At 65.5% G+C, this 23,717-nt stretch carries 16 protein-coding genes; 9 read left to right on the plus strand and 7 right to left on the minus strand.

Going from position 1 to position 23,717, the window contains the following annotated elements:
• The first annotated feature begins 29 nt into the window (after positions 1-29).
• The gene (locus IPP28_02810; GenBank protein ID MBL0039984.1) at positions 30-1,187 is read left to right on the plus strand and encodes a hypothetical protein; all 1,158 of its coding nucleotides are present in this window, start codon (positions 30-32) and stop codon (positions 1,185-1,187) included.
• Between the two features lie 42 nt (positions 1,188-1,229).
• On the opposite strand, the gene IPP28_02815 is transcribed toward IPP28_02810, so the two are convergent.
• Both IPP28_02815 and IPP28_02820 read right to left on the minus strand, forming a co-directional pair.
• Entirely contained in the window at positions 1,230-2,561 is a 1,332-nt protein-coding gene (locus IPP28_02815; GenBank protein ID MBL0039985.1) for a Fic family protein, read from the minus strand.
• A 72-nt stretch (positions 2,562-2,633) separates the two neighbouring features.
• A complete protein-coding gene (locus IPP28_02820) occupies positions 2,634-6,200 on the minus strand; it encodes an indolepyruvate ferredoxin oxidoreductase family protein (protein ID MBL0039986.1) in 3,567 nt (1,188 codons plus the stop codon).
• 167 nt (positions 6,201-6,367) lie between these two features.
• Here IPP28_02820 and IPP28_02825 point away from each other — a divergent pair, with 167 nt between their 5' ends.
• The 3 genes from IPP28_02825 to IPP28_02835 all read left to right on the plus strand — a co-directional run bounded on the left by IPP28_02825 (position 6,368) and on the right by IPP28_02835 (position 11,923).
• The gene (locus IPP28_02825) at positions 6,368-8,302 is read left to right on the plus strand and encodes a hypothetical protein (protein MBL0039987.1); all 1,935 of its coding nucleotides are present in this window, start codon (positions 6,368-6,370) and stop codon (positions 8,300-8,302) included.
• A gap of 123 nt (positions 8,303-8,425) precedes the next feature.
• A complete protein-coding gene (locus IPP28_02830) occupies positions 8,426-11,068 on the plus strand; it encodes a carboxypeptidase regulatory-like domain-containing protein (GenBank protein MBL0039988.1) in 2,643 nt (880 codons plus the stop codon).
• A 219-nt stretch (positions 11,069-11,287) separates the two neighbouring features.
• The gene (locus IPP28_02835) at positions 11,288-11,923 is read left to right on the plus strand and encodes a ParA family protein (GenBank protein MBL0039989.1); all 636 of its coding nucleotides are present in this window, start codon (positions 11,288-11,290) and stop codon (positions 11,921-11,923) included.
• Positions 11,924-11,932: 9 nt separating this feature from the next.
• On the opposite strand, the gene IPP28_02840 is transcribed toward IPP28_02835, so the two are convergent.
• Together IPP28_02840 and IPP28_02845 are read right to left on the minus strand one after the other, a co-directional pair.
• Complete coding sequence (locus IPP28_02840; GenBank protein MBL0039990.1) at positions 11,933-14,440, minus strand: FtsX-like permease family protein; 2,508 nt, start codon at positions 14,438-14,440, stop codon at positions 11,933-11,935.
• On the minus strand, positions 14,437-15,153 hold the full coding sequence (locus IPP28_02845; protein ID MBL0039991.1) for an ABC transporter ATP-binding protein: 717 nt from the start codon (positions 15,151-15,153) through the stop codon (positions 14,437-14,439). Before IPP28_02845 ends, IPP28_02840 begins: the two co-directional genes overlap by 4 nt.
• 79 nt (positions 15,154-15,232) lie before the next feature.
• Here IPP28_02845 and IPP28_02850 point away from each other — a divergent pair, with 79 nt between their 5' ends.
• Positions 15,233-15,817 (plus strand): arylesterase, encoded by a 585-nt coding sequence (locus IPP28_02850; protein MBL0039992.1) that lies wholly within the window; start codon positions 15,233-15,235, stop codon positions 15,815-15,817.
• Positions 15,818-15,839: 22 nt separating this feature from the next.
• Here the strand turns inward: IPP28_02850 and IPP28_02855 are convergent, their stop codons facing one another.
• Positions 15,840-17,735, minus strand: a complete 1,896-nt coding sequence (locus tag IPP28_02855; GenBank protein ID MBL0039993.1) for a hypothetical protein — start codon at positions 17,733-17,735, stop codon at positions 15,840-15,842.
• A gap of 172 nt (positions 17,736-17,907) precedes the next feature.
• Between IPP28_02855 and IPP28_02860 the strand changes: the two genes are divergently transcribed.
• The 4 genes from IPP28_02860 (at position 17,908) to IPP28_02875 (ending at position 21,337) form a co-directional block, all read left to right on the plus strand.
• Positions 17,908-18,759, plus strand: coding sequence for an AraC family transcriptional regulator (locus tag IPP28_02860; GenBank protein ID MBL0039994.1), 852 nt, complete (start codon positions 17,908-17,910; stop codon positions 18,757-18,759).
• 3 nt (positions 18,760-18,762) lie between these two features.
• Positions 18,763-19,719, plus strand: a complete 957-nt coding sequence (locus IPP28_02865; protein MBL0039995.1) for an endonuclease/exonuclease/phosphatase family protein — start codon at positions 18,763-18,765, stop codon at positions 19,717-19,719.
• Between the two features lie 92 nt (positions 19,720-19,811).
• Positions 19,812-20,753, plus strand: a complete 942-nt coding sequence (locus IPP28_02870) for a class I SAM-dependent methyltransferase (GenBank protein MBL0039996.1) — start codon at positions 19,812-19,814, stop codon at positions 20,751-20,753.
• Positions 20,750-21,337: a pseudouridine synthase gene (locus tag IPP28_02875; GenBank protein ID MBL0039997.1), complete on the plus strand. Its 588-nt coding sequence runs from the start codon at positions 20,750-20,752 to the stop codon at positions 21,335-21,337. The genes IPP28_02870 and IPP28_02875 overlap by 4 nt, the downstream gene beginning before the upstream one ends.
• Positions 21,338-21,346: 9 nt before the next feature.
• Here the strand turns inward: IPP28_02875 and IPP28_02880 are convergent, their stop codons facing one another.
• Positions 21,347-21,976, minus strand: a complete 630-nt coding sequence (locus IPP28_02880; GenBank protein MBL0039998.1) for a response regulator transcription factor — start codon at positions 21,974-21,976, stop codon at positions 21,347-21,349.
• Positions 21,973-23,646, minus strand: a complete 1,674-nt coding sequence (locus tag IPP28_02885; GenBank protein MBL0039999.1) for a GAF domain-containing protein — start codon at positions 23,644-23,646, stop codon at positions 21,973-21,975. Before IPP28_02885 ends, IPP28_02880 begins: the two co-directional genes overlap by 4 nt.
• Positions 23,647-23,717 lie beyond the last annotated feature (71 nt).

Genomic DNA, 23,717 nt, shown 5'->3' on the forward strand with positions numbered 1-23,717 from the left:
TATGTTCCATGGCAACAACGGGGGTGGGCATGCGTATCGGAATTCGCGGCGTCTGGATGTGGGCGACGCTGGCCCTGGCGGTCGGTCCGACGCTGCATGCGCAAACGGTGGTCTGGTCCGACAACTTCAACAACGGCTGCGCCGGCAACTGCGAGGCCAGCACCTGGAATGGCTGGAGCATGGTCGACAACGTCGATGGCACCACCGGCGGCGCACCCAACAACTGGTTCGTCAGTTGTTCCGAGGAGGGCATCACGCCACCGGGTTGCGGATCCAGCTGCATCGGGGATGCCAGCCTGCACATCGGCTCGAATCCGGGTGCGGGCGGCGACATGTCTGCGTCCTACAACGACACCGGAGCGACCAACGCCACCTATCGCCTGGCGGTGTCGCCGACCATCAACCTGAGCGGTCGAGCGCAAATGTTTCTCGAGTTCGACTTCATCGCCTTTGGCAGCTCGGCCTGTTCCGATGACCGCGCACAGCTGCGTCTCAGCACCGACAACGGTGCGACCTGGCCCGTGGGCTATCAGTATTGCCTGACCTCGGTCTGTTGCGGCGCCTGCAATGGCTACAGCCAGGGCCAGTGGACCAAGTACTCGCTGGCCTTGCCCGCAGCGTTCGAGAATAACCCCAATGTCCGCATCGGTTTCCACTGGCGCAACAACGGCAATGGCTCGGCTACCGATCCCTCGGTCGCCATCGATGACATCCGCATCGTCGTGCCCGATGTCGACTTCGGCATCACCAAGACCAATAACGTCGACGCGGTGTTGCCGGGCGGCACGGTGACCTACACGATCGTCGCCCGCAGGCCGTGGGTACCATTTTCCATCGACGCCAATGGGGTGAGCATCACTGATCACTTCCCGGCCGCGTTGACCGGCTGTACGACCACCTGCACCACGACGGGGGGTGCGACTTGCGCCGCCGGCCCGATTGCGGGCGACATCGACGACACCGTCAATCTCCCGAACGACTACTTCGCGGGGGGCAGTTCGATCACTTACACCTCGGTCTGCACGGTCAGCCCGACGGCCACCGGCACGCTGGTGAATACCGCGTCGATCACGTCGGGTCCGGGCAATGCCGATTCAGATCCAGGCAACAACACTGCCACCGACACCGACATGCTGACCACCGAGGGCGTGTTTCTCGATGGCTTCGAGACCTTGCCTGGCGAGTGACGGATGCAGACCGCACGGGAGGCGCTGGATCGGTTCTTGAAGTCAACGCTTGAGCTTGACCTCAAGCTTTGGCACCGGGCGATAGACGAATTTCTTGCTGCGCTTTTGCTGTGACAAGAGCTTCGCCGCAACCAGCGCTTGCAGGTCGTTGCGTGCCGCCATGATCGAGATGCGATGCGAGGCCGCATGCGATCCGTGCGTATATGCGGCGTCTGGATGGCGCAATGCATGATCCAGTAGCGCCAGCTGCCGGTTGTTCAAGTCGTCGCGGCGGCGGACCAATGCGCGAATCGCATCGAGCTCCCGCCGCTTTCGGTCGACGTAGCCGTGCAATTCGTCGATGGCGCCGCGAATCAGTTCCAATTGCTGCTGCACGAAATAGGTCGCGTCTTGCGGGTCGCTCTCGACGTGGAGAAAGGAACGCCGATAGGGATCCGGTCGTTGGTAGATCAGGCGCGAGATCGAGATGAACTCGGCCAGCCAGTAGCCATGGCGCAGCATCGACCAATAGAACAACGCACGAGCAGTCCGTCCGTTGCCGTCGGCAAAGGGATGGTCGAACGCCAACTGGAAATGCAGAAGAATCGACCGCAGAACGGGATGCGTATATCGATCGCCTTCGATGTCATCTCCGTTGGCGAAGGCGATGAGTCGTTCCAGGCGTTGCGGCAACTCATCTGCGGCGGGCGGCGTGTGCACGGCAGACTGGGATTTCTGATCCCAGACCACAATGCGTTCGTCGCTCGGGCTCTGGATACGCCCCGCCTGATCGGGATGTTTCAACGTGCCGTCGACCAGGATCGCGTGCAGGTTGAGTACCGCTTCCACGGTCAAGGGCTGCTTCGCGAGTTCCCGCAGATGCAACATCGCCCGATGGTTGTTGACGATCATCCGCTCGTACTGATTGATGGGTGCGCGTTGCTCGCGCAACATGTCTTTGGCGATCTCGCGGGTGCTGACGGCACCCTCGAACAGGCTGGAGTGGATGGCTTCCTCCATCAAGGCACTGGAGAGATAGCGATCACGCGTCTGTGCATCGAGAGGGACATTCTGATGAGCGATTTCGCCGGCAAGCTGGCGGTCGCATTGGGCCAATTGCGCGTCCATTGCGGCGATCATCGAGACGGTCAGCGGGCGACCGCCGAATCCTTGCAGCTCTGCATAGGAGCGCGCGCTCATGCTGCGCTTGAGTTTCAGCGCATACCACCAGTCGAGGGCCTCGACACCAGCCGGAGGGGTGCGATGCCGCAACTCTTCCCAGTGGTAGTACTGGGCATCGGAAATGGATGGCGTGAGAGCAGCGACCCGGCTTACGCGTTCCGGGTCACGCCAGAACTTGTCATCCAGACTCGGGGCGCGCAGATAACTTCTCATTTGCTTAAACCTCATGAAGAAGTTTAAGCAAAATTAGCGATGCCGCTCCAAGTGGTCAAGATATAAAGCGATTTACGCCGCCTTCGCCGCCTCCACCGCCACCGGATTGCGGAATCGCGCCAGCAGTTCCGCTTCCTTCGCCTTCGCTTTCGCGAGGTGCGCTTCCTTGACGTGGCCGTAGCCGCGGATGTGTTCGGGCACTTCGGCGATCTGGACGGCGAGGGCGAGGTTGCCGGCGTCGAGCTTGCCGATCAGTTCCTCGACGGTGCGGAAATAGTCGACGATCAGCTGGCGCTCCATCTTGCGTTCGGCGGTGCGGCCGAACACGTCGAAGAAGCCGCCGCGCAGGCCCTTGAACTTCGCCAGCAGCTTGAATGCGGTGAAGATCCACGGACCGTATTCCGACTTCACCAGATGGCCGTCGGCATCTTTCTTCGCGAGCAGCGGCGGTGCCAGGTTGAAGCGGATCGTGTAGTCGCCGTCGAAGGTTTCGGCGATGCGCTTCTGGAAATCGCCGGTGGTGTAAAGGCGCGCGACTTCGTATTCGTCCTTGTAGGCCAGCAGCTTGAAGGCATAGCGTGCGACCGTCTCGGCGAGTGCGCTGCTGCTGCCGAGCTTCGCTTCGGCCGCGCGCACTTGTGCGACCAGGGCCTTGTAGCGCTGGGCGTAGGCAGTGTCCTGATACTCGCTGAGATACTTCACGCGCAGCGCAATCGTCTCGTCGAGCGATTGCGCAAGCTTGCCGAAGCCTTCGAACGCGGCGGAGGTCGCGAGGTGCTCGTGCGCATCGGTCGCGGCTTCCGAGGCGCCGACGAAATCGATGAAGGCCGGTGCCGAACGCACCGCCGCGGCCTTCTTCACCGAGGCGATGTCGTGCGCGGCGAGTCGGCCCCAGTAGAACGCGCGCTTGTTCAATTCGATCGCTGCGCCATTCAGTTCGATCGCGCGCATCAGGGCTTCCATCGACACCGGCACGAAACCCTTCTGCCAGGCGTAGCCGAGCATGAAGGTATTGGTCGCGATCGAGTCGCCGAGCAGGGCGGTGGCGAGTTCGGTGGCGTCGATCAGGTCCGGCTTGTCGCCGCCCATTGCGGTCTGCACGGCGTCGACGATCTGCAGTTTCGGGAACTGCATGTCCGGGTTGCGCGTGAACGTGCCCGGCATGGCTTCATAGCCGTTGAGCACGGTATGGGCACGACCGGCGCGGATCTTCGACATCGCCCAGTAGTCGTTGACCACGACCATGTCGCAGCCGAGCACGAGGTCGGCTTCACCGGCGGCGATGCGCACCGCGTGGATGTCGTTCGGCGAACGCGCGACACGCACATGCGTGGTGACCGCGCCGCCCTTCTGGGCCAGGCCGGTCTGGTCCAGCACCGATGTCCCCTTGCCTTCGAGATGTGCGGCCATGCCGATCAAGGCGCCGATGGTGACGACGCCGGTGCCGCCGATACCGGTGACGAGGATGTTCCAGGGCTGGTCGAGATCGCTCTTGAAGCTCGGCAGCGGCAGGTTGGCGACGTCCAGTTGCGCGCCCGAACCTTTCTTCTTCTTCAGTCCACCGCCTTCGATGGTCACGAAGCTCGGGCAGAAACCCTTCACGCAGCTGAAGTCCTTGTTGCAGTCGTTCTGGTTGATCTCGCGCTTGCGTCCGAATTCGGTTTCCAGCGGCATCACCGACACGCAATTCGATTTCACGCCGCAATCGCCGCAGCCTTCGCAGACCGCCGGGTTGATGAAGGTGCGCTTGGCCGGGTCGACCATCTTGCCGCGCTTGCGGCGACGACGCTTCTCGGCGGCGCAGGTCTGGTCGAAGATGATGACGGTGACGCCGGGCTCTTCGCGTAGGCGCTTCTGCACCGCATCGAGTTCGTCGCGATGCAGGAATTCGACGCCTTCCGGGAAGATCTCCGGGCGCGACCATTTCTCGATCTCGTCGCTGAGCACGATGATCGTCTTCACGCCTTCCGAGCGCACCTGGTGCGCGATGTCCGGCACCGTCAGCGTGCCGTCGACCGGCTGGCCGCCGGTCATCGCGACCGCGTCGTTGTAGAGGATCTTGTAGGTGATGTTGACCTTGGCCGCGATCGCCTGACGAATCGCCAGCGAGCCTGAATGGAAATACGTGCCGTCGCCAAGGTTCTGGAAGACGTGCTTTTCTTCGGTGAACGGTGCCTGGCCGCACCAGGTCGTGCCTTCGCCGCCCATCTGGGTGAAGGTGTCGGTGCGGCGGTCCATCCAGGTGACCATGTAGTGGCAGCCGATGCCGCCGAGCGCGCGCGAGCCTTCCGGCACCACGGTCGAGGAATTGTGCGGGCAACCCGAGCAGTAATGCGCGGCGCGCGGAAAGTTGGCACGCGGTGCGGCCAGTTCGCGTTCCTTTTCCTCGATCCACTTCAGGCGATCCTGGATGGTCTCGCTGGTGAAGAAGCGCGCCAGACGCGCGGCGATCGCCATCGCGATCATCGCCGGGGTCAGCTCCGAGGTGCTCGGCAGGATCCATTCGCCGCCTTCGTTGTACTTGCCGACGATGCTCGGGCGGGTGGCATGGTCCCAGTTGTACATCGCTTCCTTCATCTGCGATTCGATGAAGCTGCGCTTCTCTTCGACGATCAGGATGTCTTCGAGCCCGCGCGCGAAGTTGCGGATGCCGATCGGTTCCAGCGGCCAGGTCATGCCGACCTTGTAGACGCGGATGCCGATCTCTCGGCCATGCGTGCGGTCGATGCCGAGGTATTCGAGCGCCTGCAGCACGTCGAGGTAGCTCTTGCCGGTGGTGACGATGCCGAAGCGCGCACGCGGCGAGTCGATTACGGTCTTGTCGATGCGGTTGGCCCGCGCGAAGGCTTCGGCCGCCGCGACGGCGTATTTGTGCAGGCGCATTTCCTGATCGAGCGGCGGATCCGGCCAGCGGATGTTGAGGCCGCCATTCGGCAGGGCGAAGTCGTCCGGCAGCACGATGTCGAGCTGGTGCGGATTGACGTTGACCGAGGCCGAGGATTCCACCGTTTCAGCGATCGTCTTGAAGCCGACCCAGCGTCCGGTGAAGCGCGACATCGCCCAGCCGAGCAGGCCCATGTCGAGGATGTCCTGAACGCCGGCGGGGTTCAGGATCGGCATCAACGCGGACACGAATTCATGTTCGGAGCCGTGCGGCAGGGTCGACGAACGGCAGGCATGGTCGTCGGCCGCGAGCGCGAGCACGCCACCGTACTTCGAGGTGCCGGCGGCATTGCCGTGCTTGAACACGTCGCCGCAACGGTCTACGCCCGGACCCTTGCCGTACCACATCGAGAACACGCCGTCGTATTTCGCGCCCGGGAACAGGTTGGTCTGCTGCGAGCCCCAGACCATGGTCGCGCCGAGGTCTTCGTTCAAACCCGGCTGGAACTTCACCTTCTGCGATTCGAGGTGCTTCTTCGCCTTCCACAGCTCCAGGTCGAAGCCGCCGAGCGGCGAGCCGCGATAGCCGGAGATGAAGCCGCCGGTATTCAGCCCCGCCGCCTGATCGCGCAGTGCCTGCATGATCGGCAACCGCACCAGCGCTTGCACGCCGCTCAGGAAGATGCGGCCTTCGCGGCGCGTGTACTTGTCTTCCAGCGAATAGGAACGGTCAAGCTGCTCGGCGGGAACGGCCATGTCGAGTCTCGGCGGTGTCAAAAAAGGTCGCGGAGTTTAGCAGCCGGCCCCCCAGCCGGCCCGAACGGGCGTTCGGGTCGGCGAACGTGCCATCGCCATGACACGTCGTGCGAACGAACGGCGTATGGTGTGAAATGCGTCCCCACAGCGATGCCGGAGTGCCGACCGTGAGCCGATCGTTCGTGCGTTGCCTGTTGACCCTCCTGCTGACGTTCGCCGCGCCGGTGCTGGCCGGCGGCGGCTACAGCACGCAGTCGAAGAACTACACGGTCGACGCGATCCAGCGCACGACCCTGCACAGCTATCCGACGGGTGGCAGTGCGCAGGCCTTGCCGCTGGTGATCGTGTTGCATGGGGATGGCGGCAGCGCCGCAGGCATTCGTGCGTCCTTGCCGCTGGAGGCTCAGGCGAATGGCGCCGCTGCATTCAGCTATCTCAGTTCCGCGGGCGGCAGCTTCGAATACTGGAGCGATGCCGGTCGCGGCCACGAGGGCCGCTTCGTGCAGGCCATCATCGCGGATTACGGCGTGGCCGGCATCACGATCGACCCGACGCGCGTGTACCTGGTCGGGTTCAGCGGTGGCGGCACGATGGCCCAGGTGCTCGGCTGTCGGCTCGGTGCCGGCGTGATCCGCAAGATGGGCATCCATTCCGGGTCGCTGTACCCGGTCGCCAACGACTTCACCTACACCGGCAATGGCGGCGTCAGCTGCAACCTGCCGGGCACGATGCTGATCTGGGGCAAGTTGGACATCGAAGACGGCGTCGACTACGTCACCGGCCAAGGCATTCGCAACAATCACCTGGCGACCCAGAACTGCGCCGCGACCACGACCAGCACCACACCCCCACCCTGTGTCGCCTACGACCAGTGCACGCGTCCGGTCGAGTGGTGTGCCATCGATGGACTGGCCCATGCGCTGTGGCCGCAGTCGGCGCAGGCGTTCTGGCGTTACTTCGCGACCGATGGCGTCGTGGCCCCGGAGACGCCGTTGTTCATCGACGGATTCGAGGGTGGCGTCGCGCCGCCCGCATCGCCGCGCTGGGTCATGGGCTATCACGTGGGCTACGAGCGCGATCTGTTGCCGACGGCGAACATCGACTTCGCGTCGATCACGCACCTGATGGTCGGGCGCCTGATTCCGAATGCGAACGCCACCCTCACCGACCACTTCGACATCGATGCCGTGAACGGCCCGATCTGGGCGCAGGGTGTGGTGAATGCCGCACATGCCGCGAATCGCAAGGCGATCCTGATGATCGGCGGCGCCGGCGAGATCAATGGCTGGCGCGGTGCTGCGGCCACGCCCTCGTCGCGCGCGACCTTCGTGACCAATCTGCTGGCCAAGGTCGACCAATACGGCGCCGACGGGCTCGATCTCGACTGGGAACCGATTTCCCAAGACGATCAAGCGCCGTTGCTCGCGCTCGCGCAGGCGCTGCGTGCGCAACGGCCAAACCTGCTGCTGACGATGCCGGTCGGCTGGATCAACAGCAATTTCCCGCCGAACAACGAAGCCGCCTTCATGGACGCAATGGGCGATGTGCTCGATCGCATGGCCGTGATGAGCTACGGCATGCTCTACGAAGACTTCGGCTGGTGGAGTTGGCATTCCTCGGCGCTGGCTGGGCACAAGGGCAACACGCCGAGTTCGGTGACCTCGGGCATCAACTACTACCTCGGCCTGGGCGTGCCCGCGGCCAAACTCGCCGTCGGCACCGGGTTCTACGGCACCTGCTACCAGCGTGTGACGGCACCCGATCAGGTGACCCAGGGCGGCGACATCGTCGGCAGCGACCGCAGCTTCAGTTACCGCAACATCGTCGCGAACTATCTGCCCGCCATGACCGCGCACTACGACGCCGCGTCCAACGCGCCGTGGCTGAGTTCGGTGGGCGGCGCGGGTCCGGGCGGAGGTCCGTTCTGCAACTACCTGACCTACGAGAACGCCGCCTCGATCGCCGCCAAGGGCAGTTACGTCCGCGCCCAGGGTCTCGGCGGCACCATCATCTGGACGATCGGGCAGGGCTACCGGCCGGCGTTGCCGGTGGCGGACCCGAACCAGTTGCTGCGGGCGGTGAAGGCGGCGTTCCTCGACTGAGCTAAGATGCGCGCCGCGATCAGGCGGGAATACGCCGATCGCCTCGGCCAGCGTTCTGCGGGCCCTGGGCCGGATCGGGGGATTCGGTCAGCGTCTTCTTCCTCTCAAGACCCCGGATCCATCATGTTCAAGACCCTGCTTCGCGCGAGCCTGCTGCTCGCTCCCGTCGTCGCGCAAGCCGTGGCGCCCGCTGTCGATATCGACGAACTGCACCAGCGCCAGTTCCGCTACGCGCGGGCGATGATGCAGTTGAACCAGCTCGAGGGTTTCGAGCGCGGGCCGTCGATCGAAGTGCTGCTGCGGCAGGAACGTGAGGCCAAGGCGAAACGTGCCGAGGAGCGATGGCGCGATCCGGCGGATGTGCGTACGCAATCGATGGACGAATTCGCGAAGGCGGTCGAGCAGGTCGCTGGCGACCAGCGGGCCAAGCGCACGATGTCGCGGCAATGGCTGATCGACGAGCCGTACCCGTCGCACTGGTCGGTCAGTGGTAACGAAGCCGCTGCTGCCGATTGTGCGCGCGCCATCGAACATCCGCTCGATCAGCCGCTGCGCATCGAGATGAACCGTGACGGCGTGGCCTGGTTGCGCGTGACCGCGCCGGGCAAGGGTTACTGGGCCTTCGATACGCTGGTCAGCGAGTTCGATACGAAACTCAGCGTCTATCGCGATTGCCGCGATATCGAGTCCGCTCCAATGCAGGTGGCCGACGACAGCATCGGCTTGGGTTCGATCGTCGGTCTCGATGCGAAGGCGGCCGGTCAGCGCTTTCTGATCAAGCTCGAGCGGAAGGGGGGTGTTGGCTCGGTCGTCGTCGCGAAGGGCGTGGCGGCACAATCGATTTCCGGCCACGTGCGTCGCGCTTCCGACAGTACGCCCGTTGCCCATGGCCGTGTGGTGGTGCGATACAACGGAGACTGGCGGCTGCTCGAAGCCGACGGCAGCTTCACGATTCCGATCTACTCGCCCGGTAGCTACCAGTTGCGTGCCTACGGCGGCGATCTACTCGTGAGTGAGGGCTATCCGTCTGCGCCATGCTTTTCGAATGCGTCGACCCATGACTGGTCTTGCGACGGTGAACTGCAGTCCGTCACCGTCGCCGCTGGACAACAGGTTGAAAACATCGACTTCTCACTGAACGATGCAGCCGTGCTCGCCGGTATCGTTGTCGATGACGAGACCGGAGCGCCGATTCCGTCTGCCGTCGTCAGTGCGATGCACGCTGGCGCCACGCCCGAACCAACGTCGGTCAGGATCATCTCGGCGGATGCTGCCGGTCGCTATCGCATCGCTGGACTGTCGCCCGGGGCCTGGCGGCTTCAATTCGAAGCGGCCCGCTACAAGTCGGAGCGCTGGCACGACGTCGAATGCCCGGGTCTGTGCCAGCCTGGCAGCGGTGATGCCATCGACGCGGCGGCCGGACAGACGATCTGGATCGAGGGAAGATTGAGTCCTTCGCCGTACCTCGCCTTTCCGGTGCGAATCGCGGGTGCGCCCCTCGCCGGCGCGAGCGTATTGTTGTTTGACGAGAACGGCCAATATCTCCAGACGACCTACAGCAACGCGCAGGGTATCGCCGAGGCCACTCCGCCGGGTCCGGGTCCGTTCCGCGCGATGGTGCATGCCGCAAACGCGTTTCCCCACGTCGTGGGATGGGGTCACTGCGCGACTGCGAACTGCGAGATCGAACTCGGTCAAGGCGCGCTGATTCTGTCACCAACCGGCGTCGTGACCTTGCCCCCTATCGACCTCAAGCGGCTGCCCGCGGTGACCGGAACCGTGATCTCCAGCATGGGCGGCGCCGTCACCGATGGGGCTGCGTGGATCACGCCGATGGGCAATGGCTCGGGGGCCTATGCCTACACGGATGCCCAAGGCAAGTACGACATTCCAGCGCTGTTCCCGGGCGACTATTCGGTGCGATTCGTTTCGCCGAGCCACGTCGACGAAGTCTGGCCTGATATTCCGTGCGACGTCGTGCTGGGGCCGCAGTGTCCGTTCGGGAACACGCTGACGATTTCGCCGTCGTCGCCGGCCTTGATCACGCTCGACGCCGAACTCGTCCGCGCCCCGATGATCAGCGGTCGCGTTCAGTCGCTCCAGGATCGATCCATCGGTACGGTCGTGTTTGCCGATCTCCTCTCCGACGACGGAGGCATCGTTCGTTCGTGGGCGCTCTATCCGGAAATCGAGCATGCGGAATATGTACTGACGAGCGTGCCGTTGGGAGCGTTTCGTCTGGGCATGCAGTCGCACAACTTCATGCCACAGGTGTTCGATGGAATCGACTGCGGAAAGGTCGTCGACCAACACTATCCGTGCAGTCTGGTCGGTGCTCCGACGATCGACGTGCCGCTGGAGGGCGTGCGGGAAGCCGTCGACTTCAAATTGCTCGCCGACGATTCGCGCCGAATCAAGGTTCTCGACGAAGAATCCGGCGTTCCGGTGGCGGGCGTCAACGTCGATCTCTGGACGCCCTCAGGCGACTTCTTCGCCTCCGCTCGAACCGATGTCGACGGCGAAGCGGCGATGTCGTCGCAGTTCATGCCCACTTCCCATCCAGTGCTCGTATCGACCGACAACACCGATGGCTTCACCGACGAAGTCTACGATGACAGGCTCTGCCCGTTCGGCGGGTCGGTGTTCCACGGAACCTGTTCGCTGGCCGGCGCGACTCCGGTGCCACTGACGTCACCGACCGGACCGCTTCCGGCGATCGAAATCCAGTTGTCGCGCGATCTGTTGTTCGCCACGTCGTTCGAATAGCACCGCCACACCGTTGGTACTGTGCAGGTCGCTGCCGGAAACCGCGGCCCTGACGCCCGCTGCTCGTGTCGGCCTACGCCGACGTCCAGGGCTCGGTCGTGCTGCTTGATCATCCAACTGTTCCGCTACGCCTTGCTCGCCAACGGCTGAGACTGATCTCGGCTATGCCGGGCGCCCAACTGCCGTTATCTTCCGGGAAACGGCAGACGGAGCAGGGCCATGCGCACGATCCTGATTGCAAGTCCCAAGGGCGGTTGCGGCAAGACCACGGTCGCGACCAATCTGGCGGCGTTTTACGCGACCGCGGGCAAGGAAACGGTCCTGATCGATTGCGACCGGCAAGGCTCGTCGCTGCACTGGGCCGAGAAGCGGGCGGCGCTGGCGCATCCGGTGCTCGGCATGGCCGGCAAGCCCGGGTCCAAGGTGACGGTCAAGGTGCCAAGCGGGACCAAGCGCTGCATCGTCGACACGGCCGCTGGCATCCGCGTCGCTGAAGTCGCCGAGTTGCTCGACGCCGCCGACGCGCTGCTCATTCCGGTGATGCCCTCGGTCATCGATCTCGAAGCCTCGGAAGCCTTCTTCGCCGAACTGGCGGAACTGCCGGCGTTGAAGCGCAAGAAGTTTCCGGTCGCGATCATCGCCAATCGCACCAAGCCCTGGACCAATGCGACCCAGATGGCGATCGCACGATTGAAGGAATCGCCGTTTCCGGTCATCGCGGAACTGCGCGACTCGCAGGGCTATGTGTTGCTGGCCGGTCTCGGCAAGAGCCTGTTCGACTATCACAGCGAGCAGACGCGCTCGCACCAGGACGACTGGGCACCGTTGCTGAAGTGGTTGAAGAAGCTCGATTGAATCAGCCCGTCAGGCGAGTGCGCGCAGGGTCTCCGCGGGAGGTGCGGCGACCGTCCGACGTGTGCTGAACCAGCCGGCCGCCAGCACCAGGGCCAGTCCGATCGCGGCGATCTCCAGGCTCAATCGCAGGTTCGGCGTCCACGGCAATTCCAGCACGCGGACCGCGATGCTGGCGGCGATGCCATTTGCGGCGATCACGGCCACGGCCGCGGCGATCAGGCCGATGACCAGGAATTCGGAGAGCTGGGCGAGTCGCAACTGGCCACGGCGTGCGCCAAGCACGCGCATCACCGAGCCTTCGCGCAGGCGTTCGTCCTGGCTGGCATGGATCGCCGCGAACAGCACCAGCACCCCGGCCGCGAGCGTGAACAGGAACACCAGTTCGACCACTTCGGTGACTTGTTCGACGGTGCCCTTCACCTGCGTCAATACTGCGCCGATGTCGATCACGCTCAGGTTCGGGAAGCGTTCGATCAATGCGTTCACGGCGCCGCGCTGCGACTCCGGCACGTGCAGGCTGGTGATGTAGCTGGTCGGCAACGTCGCGATCGTCGCCGGTGTGCCGAGCACGAAGAAGTTCGGGCGGAAACTTTCCCATTTGACCTTGCGCAGGCTGGTGATCGGCGCCTCGACGCGTTGGCCGCCGACATCGAACGCGACGCGATCGCCGATGTGCCAGCCGAGCGACTTCGCGAAGCCTTCCTCGACCGACCATTGCGCCTGCGCCAGATCGTCCGCGGTCCACAGTCGACCGTCGGTGGCGACGTTGTCCTCCGCGAAAGATTCGGTGGCGCTCAGGTTGAACTCGCGCTCGGCCAGACGGCGCGCGCGTTCGCCGCGATCGTCGTAGTCCTCGCCGCTGACCGCTCGACCGTTCACCGCCGCGAGGCGGCCGCGCACCATCGGGAACAGCGTGGTCTGCGCCAGTCGTTGCTCGACGAGCAGGGCACGCACGCCGTCGACCTGATCCTGCTGGATATTGATCACGAACTGGTTCGGTGCGTCCTCGGGAATGGACTCGCGCCAGCGTGCCAACAGATCGGAGCGGACCAGACCGAGCAGCAGCAGCACGGTCAGGCCAAGGCCAATTGCCGCGATCTGCGCCAGGCTCGACGCGGCGCGGCGCGACAGGTTCGCCAGGCCATAACGCCAGGCACCGCGCAGACGTCGACGCAATCCACGCAGCGCAAACAGCAGTACGCCCGCGATCGCTGCAAGTGCGATGAAGGCAAGGGCCAGACCCCCGAGCAGGCTGCTCGCCAGTTGCGCCGAACCCGACTTCCACCACAGCAAGGCGGTCAAGCCGGTCAGTCCGATCAGGGTCGTCAGGAGTGCGCTCGGCTCGACCAGCGGGATGTCCCGGCGCAGCACGCGTAGCGCCGGCACACGGCGCAAGGCCAGCACCGGTGGCAGCGCGAAACTGAGCAACACGGTGAAGCCGACCGCGGCACCGTAAAGTGCCGGCATGGGTCCGGCCACGGGCACGGTGATGCCGAGCGTGCGCTCCAGGCTGCCACCGGCGAACCACTGCAGCGCGAACGCGAGTGCGATGCCGAGGAATGACGCCAGCAAGGTCAGCAGGATCAGGGCGAGCAAATGCAGCGACGCGATCAGGCGTTGGCTGGCACCAAGGCAACGCAGCACTGCGGCATCGTCGAGATGGCGGGCGCTGTGTCGGCGTGCCGCCATCGCCACCGCGATGCTCGCCAGCACCACCGAGACCAGCGCGGCAAGGCCGAGGAAGCGATCGGCCAGATTGAGCGCACTGCGAATCTCCGGGCGCGCGTCGGCGGCGGTCTCGATCCGCTGCCCGCGACCAAGCAGCGGCGTGGCCGAGCTCACGAAGCCGCGCACGGCCGACTCGTCTCCGGCCACGACGAGTCGATAGACGATGCGCGCACCGGGCTGCACCAGGCCAGTGGCGTCCAGATCGGCGAGGGGGATGAAGACCTTCGGCGCGGTGTTGAAATAGTCGAGCACCGCGTCCGGCTCCTGCACGACCAGCGCCGACAACGTGAATTCGCTGCGCCCGAGCGTGACCCGATCGCCGATGCCGAGGCCGAGCGCGTCGGCGCCGGCGCGCGACAACCACGCCGTGCCGGGTTCCGGGGCACCGCGATGGCTGCGCTCGCCACCGTTCGCATCGCGCAGGCGATAGGCGCCGCGCAGCGGATAGCCCGCACCGAGCGCGCGCACTTCGCCCAGTTTGAAGGCATCGTCAGCGCGCAACATGCTGTTGAAGGTCCAGACTTCGCTGCGTTGCAGGCGCGCATCGTTCGCCGCCGCGCGCAGCGGTTCCGGAATCGGTCCGTCGGCGCGCAGCACGGCATCGCCGCCGAGCAGGCGATTGGCTTCGAGCGCCAGTGCGCGCGTGGCGCGATCGGTCACGAAACCGACCACGGTCACCGCCAGCACCGCCAGCACCAGCGACGCGAACAACACGCGCAATTCGCCCGAGGCGAGGTCGCGGCGCAATTGCCGCCAGGACAGGCGCAGCAGCGAACGCGTGTGGTTCATGCGCGTGCGACCAGACGGCCGCCGTCGAGCCGCAGCTGGCGCGCGCAACGCGCCGCAAGGCGTTCGTCGTGCGTGACCAAAATCAGGGTCGTGCCCTCGGCGCGATTCAGCTCGAACAGCAGCTCGGCGATGACCTTGCCGGTGGCGGTATCGAGATTGCCGGTGGGCTCGTCGGCGAACAGGATCTGCGGGCGCGTCACGAAGGCGCGTGCGATCGCGACGCGCTGCTGCTCGCCACCCGACAACTGGCGCGGATAGTGGTCGAGGCGCTCGCCGAGTCCGACGCGCGCGAGGATCTGCCGCGCCGGCGTCTCGGCATCGTCGACGCCGGCCAGTTCCAGCGGCAGCATCACGTTCTCGACCGCGGTCAGCGCTGGCAGCAGCTGGAAGTTCTGGAACACGAAGCCGATGCGTTCGCTGCGCAGGCGGGCGCGGGCGTCTTCGTCGAGCGCGGCGAGGCCGGTGCCACCGATGCGGACATCGCCTTCGCTGGCGACATCGAGCCCGGCGAGCAGGGCCAGCAGTGTCGACTTGCCTGAACCCGAGGCGCCGACGATCGCCACCGATTCGCCGGCGACGACGCGGAAGGACACGTTCTCGAGAATCGTGAGTTCGCGCCCGGGCAAGGCCACGCGCCGAGTCAGGCCATGCACGTCGATCAGCAGGGGTGCGGGGTTCACGTCGGCAGTGGCATGCTCGCGTATGGCATTCATCGGCAATTGGGCTTCGGCAATGGTCAAGGGAATAGGAATCATGCGGTCACTCTCGCAGATTGCAATTCAAGCTTTCGTCATGGTCGTGCTGATCGGTGCGAGCGCCGTGCAGGCGGCAGCGCCGAAGCGCGTGCTGGTCTTCGGCGATTCACTCTCGGCCGCCTACAACCTCGCGCCGGAGCAGGGCTGGGTGCATCTGCTCGACCAGCAGTTGCAGACCGAGGGTTGGCGGGTCGCCAATGCCAGCATCAGCGGCGAGACCACGGCCGGCGGTGCGGCGCGCATCGAGGCGGTGCTGGCCGAACAGCAGCCTGATGTCGTCGTGATCGAGCTCGGCGCCAACGATGGCCTGCGCGGCCTGCCGATTGATCTGGCGAAACAGAACCTCGCGCGCATCCTCACCGCCGCGAAGACGCGCAAGGCGAAGCTGCTGCTCGTCGGCATGGAACTGCCGCCGAACTACGGACCGGACTACACCGCGCAGTTCCGCCAGATGTACGTCGATCTCGCCCGCGACCACGCCGCGACCCTGCTGCCCTTCCTGCTCGCCCCGATCTCGAATGACCGCAGCAATTTCCTCGAAGACAACCTCCATCCCACGGCGGCGGCGCAACCGGCGCTGCGCGATCACGTGCTCAAGGCGTTGAAGCCGTTGTTGCAGTGATCTCTCGACCGTTCGGTCGTCGCTACGATTCGAAGCCGTTTTCGAAAATATCGACTTGCAGCTGCGCCTCGACGGCGCCGATGTCGGCCTGCAGGCTGTTCGTCGGTGGGAAGTCGACGCTGTAGGGGCGTCCGTAGAAGTCGCGATTCTGGGCGCCAGGCGGGGCGGTACAGGCATCGCGGAGGTCGGCGTGGGTTGGGGAATAGTTGGCGTCAACGCTGAAACTGGCGGCGAGGTTATAGGTTCCGGTGGCGACGTTGTTGACGACGGTGTGGCCACTGAAGTTCGTGCTGGTGTTTGCGAAATAGCCGCACCAGTAGCGTCGGAAGTTCGTGGTCGGCGTGCCGCCTTCGAACTCTACTGCGCTCGGCGCGCCGACGGTCGAGCTGAACGCGCTGGACTGGGCGTAGCCGATGCCCGTGTTGTCGACGAGGGGGGTCGAACCGAGGCGGAAGAACTGGTTCAACGTCGAACGCATGATGATCGTGCTGTTGCGCACATCGACGGCGCCCCCGAATTGCGCCGTGAACAGGGACGACGTGCTCGGACTCGTCGAGCGCGGCATGACCGTGTTGTCGTCCAGAATCGAGGCCATCAGGATCACGTCGGCCGTGTCGTCGGCCAGGCCCAATTCCGAACGTGACGTGTTGCCGTCGATCATGGCGCGGCGCAACTGCAACATGCTGCCCCCGCTCGCGTGCAGCAAGTTGCCCGCGCCCGCATCGACACTGTTGTCGGTGAAGCGCACGCAGGGCGTGGCGGTGAAAAAGGTGCAGTTCACGGTGTCGCCCGAGGGCGCGACAATCAACTCCATTGCATCCCGTGTGCTCAGTCCGACGAAGCCGTTGCCGAACTGGCTCGATACATGGAGGTTCCGGAGCAGGAAGCGGCTCTGGCCGGCCGGCGCGGGATTGCCGATATCGCCCCAGGTGCGGCTGCCGATCAGGCACAGCGCCGGACTGGCCGTGCCGCCGTTTGCGGCGATCGCGAGCAGGCCGTTGCTGTCGGCGTCGGCCCCGACATGGCGGAAACCATCGGGCTGCACTGGCAGGACGGTGTCGAGGGTGCCGAAGCCGGCGGCGCAACGGACGCCGCTGCCATTGCTGGTCGACTGGTTGCCGATGATCAGCGCAGCACGGTTGCTGCGCGGGCGTGGCTGGAATCCGCCGCCGCCTTCGAGCGAGCCGCGGCAGTAGAAGGCCGCGCCTTCGTCGGCCTGGTTGTAGCCGAGGATGCCGTCGCGAAAGACGATGCTGGCATGGGTGTCGACACCCGAAGGACTGCCGCAATAGATGCCGCCGCCGCGGTCCATCGCGATGTTGTTGATGACCTCGGCCCCCTCGTCGATATAGAGGTCGATGCGTGCGAACGTCGACGTGTTGTTGGTCGGCGACCCGTTCAGCACGATACCGCCGCCGTTCGTCGCGCTTGAGTTGCCGCGGATCTTGGCGCCGACGCCGAGCAATACCGAGGCCTGACCGGTCACGTACAAACCGCTGTCCTCACCGCCGGTCACGACGATGCGGCGCATCTGGAAGGTCTGCACGCGGCCATTCAGGACCAGGTCCAGCACCGGGAAGCTGGTGCCGCCGGCACCACTGACCACGGCCAGGTCGGCATCGCTGGCGGTACTGCCGGTCGGTGTGACCGCCATGCAGTTGTCGTAGCCGCCTTCGATGAATACTGCAGTCTGGTTGACCGTGGGCAAGTAGGTCAGGCCATCGGGCAGGGCGTAATTGCCTTTGTTGATGCGGATGGTGTGCGTGCCGGTTTGTGTGCGAATGGCGTTGAAGGCGCTGGTGAGCGTGGCGTCGGTGCAGCCGGTGCCGACACCGACGCGTCGGTTCTGGTCGGCGGCATGCGCGGGCAAACCGATGCAGAGTGCGAACAGTGGCAACAGGCGGGACAATCGGATCATGACGGCTTCCTCGGCGGCCTGGTGGCCGCAGGTGCGTGGAGCAGGCGATTGTGTCAGACGATCAAATCATCGCGCAGGATCGGTCAGGCGTGACTTGCGCTGGATCAAGAAACTAGCGTCGAGCCTGGAGTCTTTCGTGAACGCTTCCCACCGCGACCGCTACCTCGCGCGTATGCGCAAGTTGTTGGACTACATCGACGCACATCTCGATGCGTCGCTCGACGTGGCGACGATGTCGGCAATCGCGGCGTTTTCGCCGTGCCATTGCCAGCGCCAATTCTCGTCCTTGTTCGGCTTCGGTCTGCATGACTACGTGCAGCGCCTGCGGCTGATGCGCGCCGGACGACGATTGGCGTTCCGGACCGATGCGAGCGTCACCGACATCGCTTACGACAGCGGCTACGACCATGCGGAATCGTTCTCGCGGGCGTTTCGGCGGGTGCTCGGGCAAAGCCCGAGCGCGTTCCGCGAACGTCCCGATTGGGACGCCTGGCGCGAGCTCATCCAGCCTTTGCAGCGCATCCGGAGCCAGCACATGCCCCAAGTCCTCGGCCTTGCCGACGTCCGCATCATCCGTGTGCCCGACACGCGCATCGCCTTGCTCGAGCATGTCGGTCCGCCGGAACGGATCGGTGACAGCGTGCGCCGGTTCATCGCGTGGCGGCGTGCGAATCGATTGCCGCCGACGATCAGTGCGACCTACAACATCCTCCACGACGATCCGGAGGACACGCCCGGCGAGCGCTTTCGGTTCGGTCTTGCCGCGGCGACCGATCGGGAGATCGACGCGAATGCCGAGGGCGTGGTCGCGAGCCGGATTCCCGGCGGTCGCTGTGCCGTGCTGCGGCATGTCGGATCGGAAGCCACGCTGGGTCCGTCGATCCGCTTCCTGTTCGCCGAATGGCTGCCCGCGAGCGGCGAAGCCCTGCGCGACTTCCCGCCCTATCTGCAACGGGTGGCGTTCTATCCGGATGTGCCCGAACATCAAGCGATCAGCGACCTGTTCCTGCCGCTGCGGGACTGAATCATGATCGATGCGATGGTCCGTCGTGCGCGCTTGCTGCTGCCGCTGCTGCTGGTCGCGTTGTTGCTGCCGCTCGCTTCGCCCTGGCTGCACGAGCGCGACGGGCGCATCGCCTGGGTGCTGGACCTCGCCGTGCACTGGCAGTGGCTGTATGCGCTGGCGTTGCTGCCGGTTGTGTCGGTCTGCGCGTTGCGCAGTCGCCGCTGGCTGATCCTCGCCCCGCTGTCGCTGCTGCCCATGATCACGGCGGCGCCGCGTCTTGGCGATGCGTCTGCAGCATCCGTTGACTCGCATTTCACCGTGGTCAGCGCCAACGTGCACCTGGCGACGCGAGATCCGCAAGCGCTGTTCGCGTGGCTGGCCGATGCGCCCGCCGATGCGGTAGTCGTGGTCGAGGTATCGCCGGATTACGCGCAGGCGCTATCGCGGTGGCCAGATTATCCGTTTCGGGTGATCGAGCCGGCGCTTGATCCGTTCGGGATCGCGGTGTTGTCGCGACACCCTCTTGCGAACGCTCAGGTGCTGCATGACACCCGCGGACTCGCCTCGATCGACGTCGCGATCGACACGCCGCGAGGTTGCTTGGCGCTGCGCGCACTGCATCCGATGCCGCCAATCTCGCCCGAGGACAAAGCCATCCGCGATCGCGAACTCGCCGCTGCCGTCTCCGACCGCTCGCCGTCCGTGCGACCGGCGCTGATCGTCGGTGATTTCAACGCGACACCGTGGTCGTCCGCGTTCGCGCCGTTTGCACGACAGGGCTGGCGTCGCGCGACTTCGCTGGCGCCGACCTGGCCGGCCTGGGGACGCGGGCTGGTCGGCATCCCGATCGACCAGGTGCTGGCCAATGCGGCGTGGCAGAGAGTCGATAGCACCCGTGGTCCCGATCTCGGCTCCGACCACTTTCCGGTGCGGGTGACACTGGCGCGGGCACCATCGCCGCGCTGCGACGCCGGCTGACCGGGTCCGGAACTCCGGTACATCGGCTGCGGTCCACGCGCGGCCAGGGGCGCCACTGTTACCCTTCCGCCCCCACCGACTGGAGATCGCCGATGAAGATTCGCCCGACCCTGATGCTCGCCATCGTTGCCGCGCTCGCGGCATGTTCGAATGACGCGCCGTCGTCCGATGTCGCCACCACGGCAGCGCCGCCGGCCGAGGTTGCGCCGACGGCTGCACCGGTCGTGGCCGCCGACCCGATCGATGCCATCCTCGCCGGCCGCCATCGTTCGGACGAGAACAAGGCGCGGGACCAGTATCGTCATCCCAAGGAGACGCTGGCGTTCTTCGGCATCCAGCCGAACATGACGGTGATCGAAATCACGCCGGGCGGCGGCGCCTGGTACACCGAGATCCTCGCGCCGTATCTGCGCGATGCCGGTACCGAAATCGCCGCAATCTGGGACACCACCGCAGCGGACGCGCCCGGCTACTACAAGAAGAACAACGAGCAGCTGGCAGCGAAGCTGGCCAGCGATCCGGCGTACTACGATCGCGTCGCACTGCGCACCTTCGACACCAAGGCGCCGGCCTTCGGCGACCCGGATTCGGCCGATGCCGTGGTCACGTTCCGCAATGTCCACAACTGGACCATGGACGGCAATGACGGCGACTACTTCAAGGCCTTCTACAGCGTGCTCAAGCCAGGTGGCGTGCTGGGCGTGGTCGAGCACCGCGCGAACCCGGGTACGACGCTCGAAGCGACCAAGGAAACCGGGTATCTCACCGAGGACTACGTGATCGGCCTGGCCACTGCCGCCGGTTTCGTGCTTGAGGAGAAGAGCGAGATCAATGCCAACCCGAAGGACACCAAGGACCATCCGGAAGGTGTGTGGACGCTGCCGCCGAGTTTCGCGCTGAAGGACAAGGATCGCGAGAAGTACGCCGCGATCGGCGAGTCCGACCGCATGACCCTGCGCTTCCGCAAGCCCTCCGAAGGCGCCGATGGTGAAGCACCGGCCGACGCCGCGACGGCACCTCCGGCCGGCGGTTGATCGTCCTGTTCAACAAGCCTTACGACGTGCTCTGCCAGTTCACCGACGGGCAGGGCCGTCGCGTTTTGGGTGACTTCATCAATGTGCCCGGCGTCTATCCCGCCGGGCGACTGGATCGCGATTCCGAAGGCCTGCTCGTGCTCACCGATGATGGCGCGTTGGCGCATCGGCTGACCGATCCGAGACACGCGCATCGCAAGACTTACCGCGTGCAGGTCGAAGGCGATCCGCGCGATGAACAACTCGATGCCCTGCGTCGCGGCGTGCAATTGAACGATGGGCCAACACGCCCGGCCGACGTCCGTCGCATCGACGCGCCGCCGGGACTGTGGCCGCGCGATCCGCCGATCCGCGTGCGCCAGTCGGTGCCGGATGCCTGGATCGAACTCACGATCAGCGAAGGCCGCAACCGCCAGGTCCGGCGCATGACCGCCGCAGTCGGATTGCCGACGCTGCGACTGATTCGCGTCGCCAGCGGCGACTACACGCTCGACGACCTGCAGCCTGGCGCGTGCCGCATCATCGATCCGCGCCCGACACCGCGACCAAGGCCCCGCCGCACGCCGGAGCGCCGCACGCGTTGACGCGTCGGGTCACGAGGTCATGCCGGCGCGATGCGCAATCAGGGCGGCCTGGGTGCGGTCGTTGACGCCGAGCTTCTCGAAGATCGCGCTGACGTAACCTTTCACCGTGCCTTCGGTGAGATTGAGCTTGCGCCCGATTTCCTTGTTGCTGTGGCCCTCCGCGACCTGCAGCAGCACGTCGCGCTCGCGTTCGGTCAGGCGCTCGAGTCCCTGGTGACCGACGCGTCCACGCAGCGCGGCCTCGGCGAGCGGATGCAGGTAGCGCTGTCCCTGGGCGACGGTATTGATCGCGCGGCGGATGTCCTCGCGCGCCGCGTCCTTGAGCAGATAGCCATGGGCGCCGGCATCGAGCAGGCTCTTCACCTGTGCATGTTCGGCAAAGCTGGTGAACATCAGCACGCGCAGACTCGGTCGTGCCAGCAGTGCGCGCTTGACCAATTCGGAGGCGGGCAGGCCCGGCATCTTCAGGTCGCTGAGCAGCAAGTCCGGTTGCGTGCGTTCGAGCATGGCCAGCGCGCCATCGCCGTCGCCGGCCTCGCCGACGACATGGATCTCGTCGAAATCTTCCAAGACCGCGCGGATGCCCTCGCGCACGACGGCATGGTCGTCGACCAGCAACAGGCGGATGCTCGTGGTCATGGCGGATTCCGGTCCTCGCGCGGCACGGCCGCTTCGATCAGGGTACCTTGCGGCGCGGCCGGGACGATGCGGAAGACGCCGCCGAGTTGCTCGACGCGCTCGCGCATGTGGCCGAGGCCAAGGCCGTCGCGACGGTCGGCCGCGATGCCCCGGCCGTTGTCGAGCACCGACAGGGTCAGCGCTCGCTCGCTGAGCTTGAGGCCGATCGTCAGCCGCGTCGCCTGCGCATGTCGCACCGCGTTCGACACCGCTTCCTGGCAGACGCGGAACAGGGCTTCCTCGCGATCGAGGCGTTGCAGTTCGTAGCTGCCGATGTTCAGAACCAGTCGGATCGACTCCGGCAGCATGCGCTTCAACAACGGGGTCAGCGCTGCCGGGAGTCCGCCCTCGCGCAGTTTTTCGAGACCGAGGAAAGCCCGCCCGGCGCGCGAAATCGTCGGCCGATTGGCATGCTTCGGCGGCGTCAGTTCGCGCAGCAGGGCACGCAATTCGGCAAAGCCGCTCTGCGCCAATTCGTGCAGGCGCAGGGCGCGCCGTTCGGCCTCGGCACTGTCCTTGCGCAACGCCTGCGGCAAGGTCTGGGTGATCAGATTGATGCTCGACAGGATCTGGGTGACGTTGTCGTGCAGCTCGCGCGCGAGCCGCTGGCGTTCGGCCAGCACCGCGACATCGCGCGCTTCGGCAAGCAGTCGCGCATTCTCGATCGCGACCGCGAGATGGCTGGCGACGATGTCGAGGCTGGCGATGTCGAGGGCGTCGAACAGCCGGTTCGATTCGACGTTGAGCACGCCCAGGACTTCGCCGCCGAGCACGATCGGAATGGCCAATTCTGCCTGCGGCACCGGCACCTCCGGCGGCGTGATGTAGCGTGGATCGTTGCGCACGTCGTTCACGCATTGCGTACGCCCCTCGCGGACCGCCGCGCCCATGATGCCGTGCGCAATCGGGATGCGGTCTTCGTGCTGGATGCGGTCCTTGTAGTGGCCGCCGCGAATGCGGATGACCAGCACCGTCGGATCGTCAGCATCGAGCAGCGGAATGTCGATGTTCTCGAAGCCGAGCAGTTCGTGCACGGCGTCGGCGACCCGTTGCAGCACGACGTCGACATCGCTGGACGCACCCAGCGCCGCAGTGACGCGGGCGATCAGCGCGAAGCGCGCCGCACGCCGCCGTTCCTCGTCGTAGCGGCGGGCGTTGTCGATCGCTATCGCGGCGTGCCGCGCGAACACTTCGAGCAGGGCGATGTCCGATCCGGCGAACACATGCGGCGGCGAAGCGCCGATGCCGAAGAAGCCGATCAATCGCCCGCGCCAGCGGATCGGCAAGCCGACGACGCGGTTCTCGGCCAGTTCCAGCAGGGTGATGTTGGCGAGGTCGCCATAGCGCGCGATCACCGCTTCGCCGCTGGCGAGCACGCGTCCGGCCAGGCCGATGTTGGGCCCCATCTCGGCGCCGATCTCGCCGGCCGGCATGCGGTAGGCGGCCTCGGTGCGGATGACGTTGCGCTCCGGCACATACAGGCCGATGGTGCCGTCGTCGGCGCCGATCAGCCGGCAGGCCGACTCGATCAGGCGCGTCAGCAATGGCTGCAACTCCAGTTCCGAGGACACGTCCTCGACCATCTGGCGCAGCGCATCGAGTCGGTCGCGTTCGCGGAAGTCGGCATTCACGGCGTGATTCTAGTCGTGACCTGCACGCGCAAGGCCTGTCGAAAGGGAGTGGAGATTTCGTCGATTCGAAC

Source organism: Lysobacterales bacterium, from assembly GCA_016721845.1.
Classification (GTDB): domain Bacteria; phylum Pseudomonadota; class Gammaproteobacteria; order Xanthomonadales; family Ahniellaceae; genus JADKHK01.